The organism is Lutibacter sp., from assembly GCF_040883305.1.
In the GTDB taxonomy this organism is placed as follows: domain Bacteria; phylum Bacteroidota; class Bacteroidia; order Flavobacteriales; family Flavobacteriaceae; genus Lutibacter.
Genome location: NZ_JBFLKT010000198.1, coordinates 1 through 6,480, shown reverse-complemented (window position 1 = coordinate 6,480; position 6,480 = coordinate 1). Strand labels below are relative to the sequence as shown.

Below are 6,480 nucleotides of genomic sequence, written 5' to 3'. Positions count from 1 at the left end.
CTGGTGATGTTCAAGATAAAGAATACAGACAAGCCGTTACAGCTGCTGGAACTGGTTGTATGGCAGCATTAGATGCTGAACGTTATTTAGGTTCTTTAGACTAAAATTCTTCATAAGTTATTATAGAGGTTGTGTTAACGTTTCAGCTTAAGACAACCTCTTTTAGTTAAAATCAGCATTGTTAATTTGCAATCGATTTCGTAAATTAATTTGTATATTAAAAGCATTACTTAAATAATAAGTAGTTAATTTTGCGCAATAAAACTCAGCTTAATGGAATTATTTTCTAACAGTTATTTTGTATTTTTTTTGATTATAGTAATTGGTTTTATTATTGGTCGAATTAAAATTAAAGGGATTTCACTTGATGTGTCTGCTGTTATTTTTGTAGCATTAATTTTTGGGCATTATGGAGTAGAAATTCCAAAAGACTTCCAATATATAGGATTGGTACTTTTTATTTTTACTATTGGAATACAAGCTGGGCCAAGTTTTTTTGAATCTTTTAAAATGAATGGGCGTGAACTGGCAATATTGTCAACAATACTTATTTCAAGTTCGGGTTTAATGGCTTTTGTAATCTTTTATTTTTTTGGAATCGATAAGAATTTAGTCATTGGTTTATTAAATGGAGCTTTAACTAGTACTCCTGGATTGGCAGCTGCAATTGACGCAACTGAATCACCCTTAGCTTCAATTGGTTATGGTATTGGTTATCCTTTTGGTGTTATTGGAGTGATTCTTTTTGTAAGTTTTTTACCTCGTATTTTAAAAATAAATTTAAAAGATGAAGAGAAAAAATATAAAAAAGAATTATCTGTAGGTTTTCCGGAAATAGTTAAAAAACACTTTATTGTTGAAAACGAAAATGTAATTGGAAAAACATATGGTGAATTAAATATTCGGTTTATGACCAAAGCTGTTATTTCAAGAATAATGCATAATAATATTGTAATTGCACCAGAGCCTGAAATTGTTTTTCATAAAGGAGATATTATTAAAGCGGTTGGAACAAATGATGCTTTAGAGCGCGTTAAATTATTAATTGGTCCAGAAACAAAACAAGAAATTCCTTTAGATACTAATTTTGATATCCGATCAATTTTGGTTACAAATAAAGATGTTGTTAAAAAAACATTGGGGCAATTAAATATTTTAGATACTTACCATGCAACAATTACACGTATTAGAAGATCTGGGATTAATATATCTCCTAGCCCTTCTACTAAATTACAGTTTGGAGACAAATTAATTGTAGTGTGCCATAAAACAAATATGAAACATGTGAGTCGTATTTTTGGAGACGATACTAGTAAACTTTCAAATACCGATTTTTTACCCATTGCAGCTGGAATAATCTTAGGAATTTTAGTAGGGAAATTAAGTATCAATTTCAGCTCTTTTTCATTTAGTTTAGGATTAACTGGAGGGATTTTATTGGTAGCACTTGTGTTAGGGAGAATTGGTAAAACAGGACCTATAATGTGGACTATGACTGGTGCTGCAAATCAATTATTACGTCAGTTTGGATTGCTTTTCTTTTTAGCAGCAGTAGGAACAAGCGCAGGTTCAAGCATGGTAAATACTTTTCAAGAGTTTGGTATAGAGTTATTTATTTATGGAATATTGATAACATTAATTCCTATGCTGATTACAACTTTTGTAGCTAGAACATTTTTTAAATTAAACATGCTTACTTTATTAGGTACGTTAACAGGAAGTATGACAAGTACGCCAGGATTAGCAGCTATAGATAATTTAGTAGATACAGATGCGCCTTCCGTGGCTTATGCAACAGTATATCCTATAGCAATGGTATTGCTAATAATTGTGGTTCAAGTATTGAGTTTGTTATAATTTAATCTCTTTTGTTAAGAGAAGCTTTATCAAAAAATTCAGTTATTGTAATTTTTGGGTTGGAGTATAAGTAAACTTCAGCCGAATTTTTTACACGTAAATCTATAGTTTTTGTTGCGTTTATATGAGTGCTAGATGAATTTGTTGCATTTACTAAAACTTCTTTAGACTTAAAATCTTTCCCTTTAAATGAAGTATTTCCTAAAGTTTCAATTTCAAAAATATCTGAAGAACCTTCTACATTTATTGAAGCTCTATCTAACAAAGTAAAAAATGCACCTTTTGCGTCAAAAGCACCTTTTATATCTGAATTTTCTTCAGCATTAATAGTTATAGAATTACTTAAAACTTCAAGCTTTAAATCGCTCGATTTTTTGCTGTTTATTTGCAGTGTTTTAGAGTTTAATTTTAAATCAAGTTTCGAGTTGTCAAAAGTATTTATAGTTAAAGAATCAATTGCTAAAGAATTTTTAGATATTATTTTAGCACTATTATAACCGTTTATTTCTTTTAGTTTTCTATTTACTTTAATGTGAACCGCCAATTCTTTTTTTCTAACAATTTTAGTACTGAGTTTAATTACAAGTGTTCCATTATTAACTTCAGTAATAACGGCTTCTTGTAAATTAGCATCTGTTTCTACACTTACAGATTGTATTTCATTAAAAGATAAAAATACATCAACATCATCAATAATTTCTAATTTGTTAAAATCTGAAATGGTTCTATCTTCTGTTGTTACTTCTTTATTTCCTTTTAATTTGTCTTGCGAATTAATTGTGGTAATTATTAATACTGTAAAAAATAAAGTAATTTTATGTGAAAGTTTCATAAATAAGTTTTTTATAAATTTAATAAATTAATTTTTTATAGAATAATTTGCTTATTTAAAAATGTATGCTAAATTTGTGCCAGAAATGAAGCAAAATATATTAAATAACAATTGGTGGTGGAACTCTCTTAATAATTAAGCGAGAAGCGACCCTTATATTTAATTTAACAATATATAACAAAAAGGACTTATCTCGTGATAAGTCCTTTTTTATTTTAAATAAAATGAAGAAATTAAAGTTTAACACAATTTTAAAAAAACAGTTGGCAGACACAGTTACACCGGTTGGTTTATACTCAAAAATAAGAGATAAATACGCTAATAGTTTATTGTTAGAAAGTTCCGATTATCACAGTAAAGAAGACAGTTATACGTTTATTTGCGCTGAACCAATAATTACACTAAAAGCAGATAAAAATAACTTTACGTACAATTATAAAAACAAACAATTAGCTTCAAAAGAAATTAATCGTGATTTTTATTCAATTTTTGAAACTTATAAAAGTACCGTTGAAGTTAACTGTGATGAAAGCATTAAATCTTTCAACGGGTTTTATGGTTATATTTCTTACAATTCCATTCAATATTTTGAAACTATTAAATTAAAAGCTGAAAAAGCAGCTTCAGAAATTCCAGATTTACAATTTAGTTTTTTCCGTTTTATTATTGCAATTAATCATTTTAACGATGAATTAACGCTAATAGAAAACGTTGAAGAAGGAGAAATTTCCAGAATGTACGAGATAGAAACATTGATAAATGCACGTACTTTTGGTTTATATAATTTTAATATTGAAGGTGAAGAATCTTCAAATTGTACAGACGAATATTTCAAAAATAATGTAGCCAAAGCAAAGCAACACTGCAAACGTGGCGATGTTTTTCAACTAGTACTGTCACGCCAATTTCAACAATCTTTTTCGGGTGATGAGTTTAATGTTTACAGAGCATTGCGTTCTATAAATCCTTCACCGTATTTATTTTATTTCGATTATGGAAGTTTTAAATTGATGGGGTCTTCTCCAGAAGCGCAAATTAAAATTGATACAGAAAGCGCAGTTATTAACCCAATTGCTGGTACTTTTAGAAGAACTGGCGATATGGCGCAAGATATTTTATTGGGTGAAAAACTCTCTAACGATAAAAAAGAAACTGCCGAGCACGTAATGTTGGTAGATTTAGCGCGTAACGATTTAAGCAAACACGCAAGCAATGTTTTTGTAGATGTTTTTAAAGAAGTGCAATATTTTAGTCATGTAATTCATTTAGTTTCAACAGTTCAAGGAAAGCCAAAAGGGAAAGCCATTGAAATTGTGGGAGATACTTTTCCGGCAGGAACTTTAAGTGGAGCTCCAAAATACAAAGCAATGGAACTAATAGACAAATACGAAAATCAGACCAGAGGTTTTTACGGTGGAGCAGTTGGTTTTATTGGCTTGGATAATAATGTAAATTTAGCAATTGCAATCCGTTCGTTTGTGAGCAAGAATAATACATTATTTTATCAAGCTGGAGCCGGAATTGTGATGAAATCTACAGAAGAAGGAGAGTTACAAGAGGTGAATAACAAATTAGCAGCTTTAAAAAAGGCGTTGATAATAGCAGAAAAAATTTAAAAAATGAAGATACTAATAATAGATAATTACGATTCATTTACGTACAACCTAGTTCATATGGTTGAAGATATTACAGGAGAACATCCGGTTGTATTTAGAAATGATGAAATAGCAATTGAAGACATAAATTTCTACGATTTAATTATTTTATCACCAGGACCAGGAATTCCAGATGAGGCGGGAATTTTAAAAGATGTAATAAGAACGTATGCAGGTAAAAAGCCAATTTTTGGAGTATGTTTAGGTTTGCAAGCAATTACGGAAGTTTTTGGAGGGAGTTTAAAAAATTTAGATACCGTTTTTCACGGTGTAGCAACTACTATGAAAGTTACAGATTTTGACGCTGAGATATATAAAAATATTCCTACAGAATTTGAAGCAGGAAGATACCATTCTTGGAATGCGTCAAAATCCGATTTTCCTGAAGAATTAAAAATTACTGCTGTTGATGAATTTGGTGATATTATGAGTTTAGAACATAAAAAACACAAAATTAGTGCAGTCCAGTTTCATCCAGAATCTATTTTAACACCAATTGGAGAGGAGCTAGTTAGAAATTTTATTGAAGCAAATAAATAATGAATAAAGGGTCACTGAGCAGAGTCGAAGTGACAGTTGATTGAAAGGATTTCGACTTCGCTCAATCACCATATTCATAAAAAATATAAAATGAAAGCAATACTAAATAAATTATTTGAACAACAGCAATTAACTAAAGCTGAAGCTAAAGAGGTACTTATTCAAATGGCAAATGAAAAGTATAATGCTTCTCAAATGGCATCTTTTTTAACAGTGTATTTAATGCGTCCAATTTCGGTAAAAGAATTGGCAGGTTTTAGAGAAGCCTTGTTAGAATTGGCTGTAAAAATTGACTTATCAGAATTTAATACTATAGATTTATGTGGAACTGGAGGCGATGGTAAAAACACCTTTAATATTTCAACTTTAACATCATTTATTGTTGCAGGAACGGGTAATAAAGTTGCAAAACACGGAAATTATGGAGTTTCTTCAGTAAGTGGATCTTCAAATTTGTTAGAATATTTAGGCTATAATTTTACCAATAATCAGGATGAATTAAAAAGTCAGATTGACAAAGCAAATATATGTTTTTTACACGCTCCTTTGTTTCATCCGGCTATGAAAGCAGTTGGACCAATTAGAAAAGAACTAGGTGTTAAAACCTTTTTTAATATGTTGGGACCTTTGGTAAATCCTAGTAATCCACAAAATCAATTAGTTGGTGTATTTAACCTAGAAGTTGCACGGATATACAATTATTTATTGCAAGAAACTTCTAAAAATTATGGAATTGTTTTTAGTTTAGATGGTTATGATGAAATTTCATTAACAAGTAATTTTAAATTATTTACTAAAGGATACGAGCAATTGGTTTCGCCACAAGATTTGGGTTTAAAACGTTTAGAGCAGTCGGAGATATTTGGAGGAAATACAGTAGAAGAAGCTGCGAAAATATTTGTTTCAATTTTAGATGGAAAAGGAACAGAAGCTCAAAATAACGCAGTTTTAGCAAATGCAGCCTATGCGTTAAAAACATTTGATGCAAATAAATCTTTTGAAACAGCTTTTGAAGAAGCAAAAGATTCATTGTTTGGGTTAAAGGCAAAAGAAAGCTTGAGTAAATTAATTACGAATTAAGAATATAACGTCATGTTGAACTTGATTCAGCATCGCTCCAAAATAAAAAAACACATTTAATTTTGACTTTTTCAATTTTTAAATAATTATAAATGAATATTTTAGATAAAATAATAGCACATAAAAAGCAAGAAGTTGCGCAATTAAGAAAAGAAGTTCAAATTGAAAACTTGATTAAAAGTCCAAACTTTAATAGAACACCGTTATCTTTAAAAAAGAGTTTATTGTCGGTTGGTTCAACAGGGATAATTGCTGAATTTAAACGTCAATCTCCTTCCAAAGGAATTATTAACGACAAAGTTACTATTGAAGAAGTAACCAACGGATATTTAGATGCTAAAGTAGCTGCACAATCAATTTTAACGGATACTCAGTTTTTTGGAGGGAATATTTTAGATGTAATTAAAGCACGTGCTATCCAAGATACAACTCCAATTTTAAGAAAGGATTTTATTGTAGATGGGTTTCAAATTGTTGAAGCAAAAGCAATTGGGGCAGATGTCATTTTATTAATAG

Annotated in this window: 6 protein-coding genes and 1 pseudogene; 6 read left to right on the top strand and 1 reads right to left on the bottom strand. The window is 29.8% G+C overall.

What is annotated here, in order from left to right; translation table 11 throughout:
• Positions 1-104: pseudogene (locus AB1Z17_RS06365) on the top strand (thioredoxin-disulfide reductase); the annotation flags it as partial.
• 169 nt (positions 105-273) lie between these two features.
• Positions 274-1,857 carry an aspartate:alanine exchanger family transporter gene (locus AB1Z17_RS06360; protein WP_368050960.1) on the top strand — a complete coding sequence of 528 codons (1,584 nt, stop codon included), beginning with the start codon at positions 274-276 and terminating at the stop codon, positions 1,855-1,857.
• 1 nt (position 1,858) lies between these two features.
• On the opposite strand, the gene AB1Z17_RS06355 is transcribed toward AB1Z17_RS06360, so the two are convergent.
• Positions 1,859-2,689, bottom strand: coding sequence for a DUF2807 domain-containing protein (locus tag AB1Z17_RS06355; protein WP_368050959.1), 831 nt, complete (start codon positions 2,687-2,689; stop codon positions 1,859-1,861).
• Between the two features lie 224 nt (positions 2,690-2,913).
• Between AB1Z17_RS06355 and AB1Z17_RS06350 the strand changes: the two genes are divergently transcribed.
• The 4 genes from AB1Z17_RS06350 to AB1Z17_RS06335 form a co-directional block, all read left to right on the top strand.
• The gene (locus AB1Z17_RS06350; protein WP_368050958.1) at positions 2,914-4,305 is read left to right on the top strand and encodes an anthranilate synthase component I family protein; all 1,392 of its coding nucleotides are present in this window, start codon (positions 2,914-2,916) and stop codon (positions 4,303-4,305) included.
• Positions 4,306-4,308: 3 nt separating this feature from the next.
• On the top strand, positions 4,309-4,884 hold the full coding sequence (locus tag AB1Z17_RS06345) for an aminodeoxychorismate/anthranilate synthase component II (RefSeq protein ID WP_368050957.1): 576 nt from the start codon (positions 4,309-4,311) through the stop codon (positions 4,882-4,884).
• A gap of 90 nt (positions 4,885-4,974) precedes the next feature.
• Positions 4,975-5,964 carry an anthranilate phosphoribosyltransferase gene (gene trpD, locus AB1Z17_RS06340; protein ID WP_368050956.1) on the top strand — a complete coding sequence of 330 codons (990 nt, stop codon included), beginning with the start codon at positions 4,975-4,977 and terminating at the stop codon, positions 5,962-5,964.
• A 92-nt stretch (positions 5,965-6,056) separates the two neighbouring features.
• On the top strand, positions 6,057-6,480 hold a 424-nt coding region (locus AB1Z17_RS06335), incomplete at its 3' end, for an indole-3-glycerol-phosphate synthase (protein WP_368050955.1).

Coding starts and splice junctions, on each gene's coding strand:
- AB1Z17_RS06360 (WP_368050960.1), top strand. CDS start 274: ATGGAATTATTTTCTAACAGTTATTTTGTATTTTTTTTGATTATAGTA.
- AB1Z17_RS06355 (WP_368050959.1), bottom strand. CDS start 2,689: ATGAAACTTTCACATAAAATTACTTTATTTTTTACAGTATTAATAATT.
- AB1Z17_RS06350 (WP_368050958.1), top strand. CDS start 2,914: ATGAAGAAATTAAAGTTTAACACAATTTTAAAAAAACAGTTGGCAGAC.
- AB1Z17_RS06345 (WP_368050957.1), top strand. CDS start 4,309: ATGAAGATACTAATAATAGATAATTACGATTCATTTACGTACAACCTA.
- trpD (WP_368050956.1), top strand. CDS start 4,975: ATGAAAGCAATACTAAATAAATTATTTGAACAACAGCAATTAACTAAA.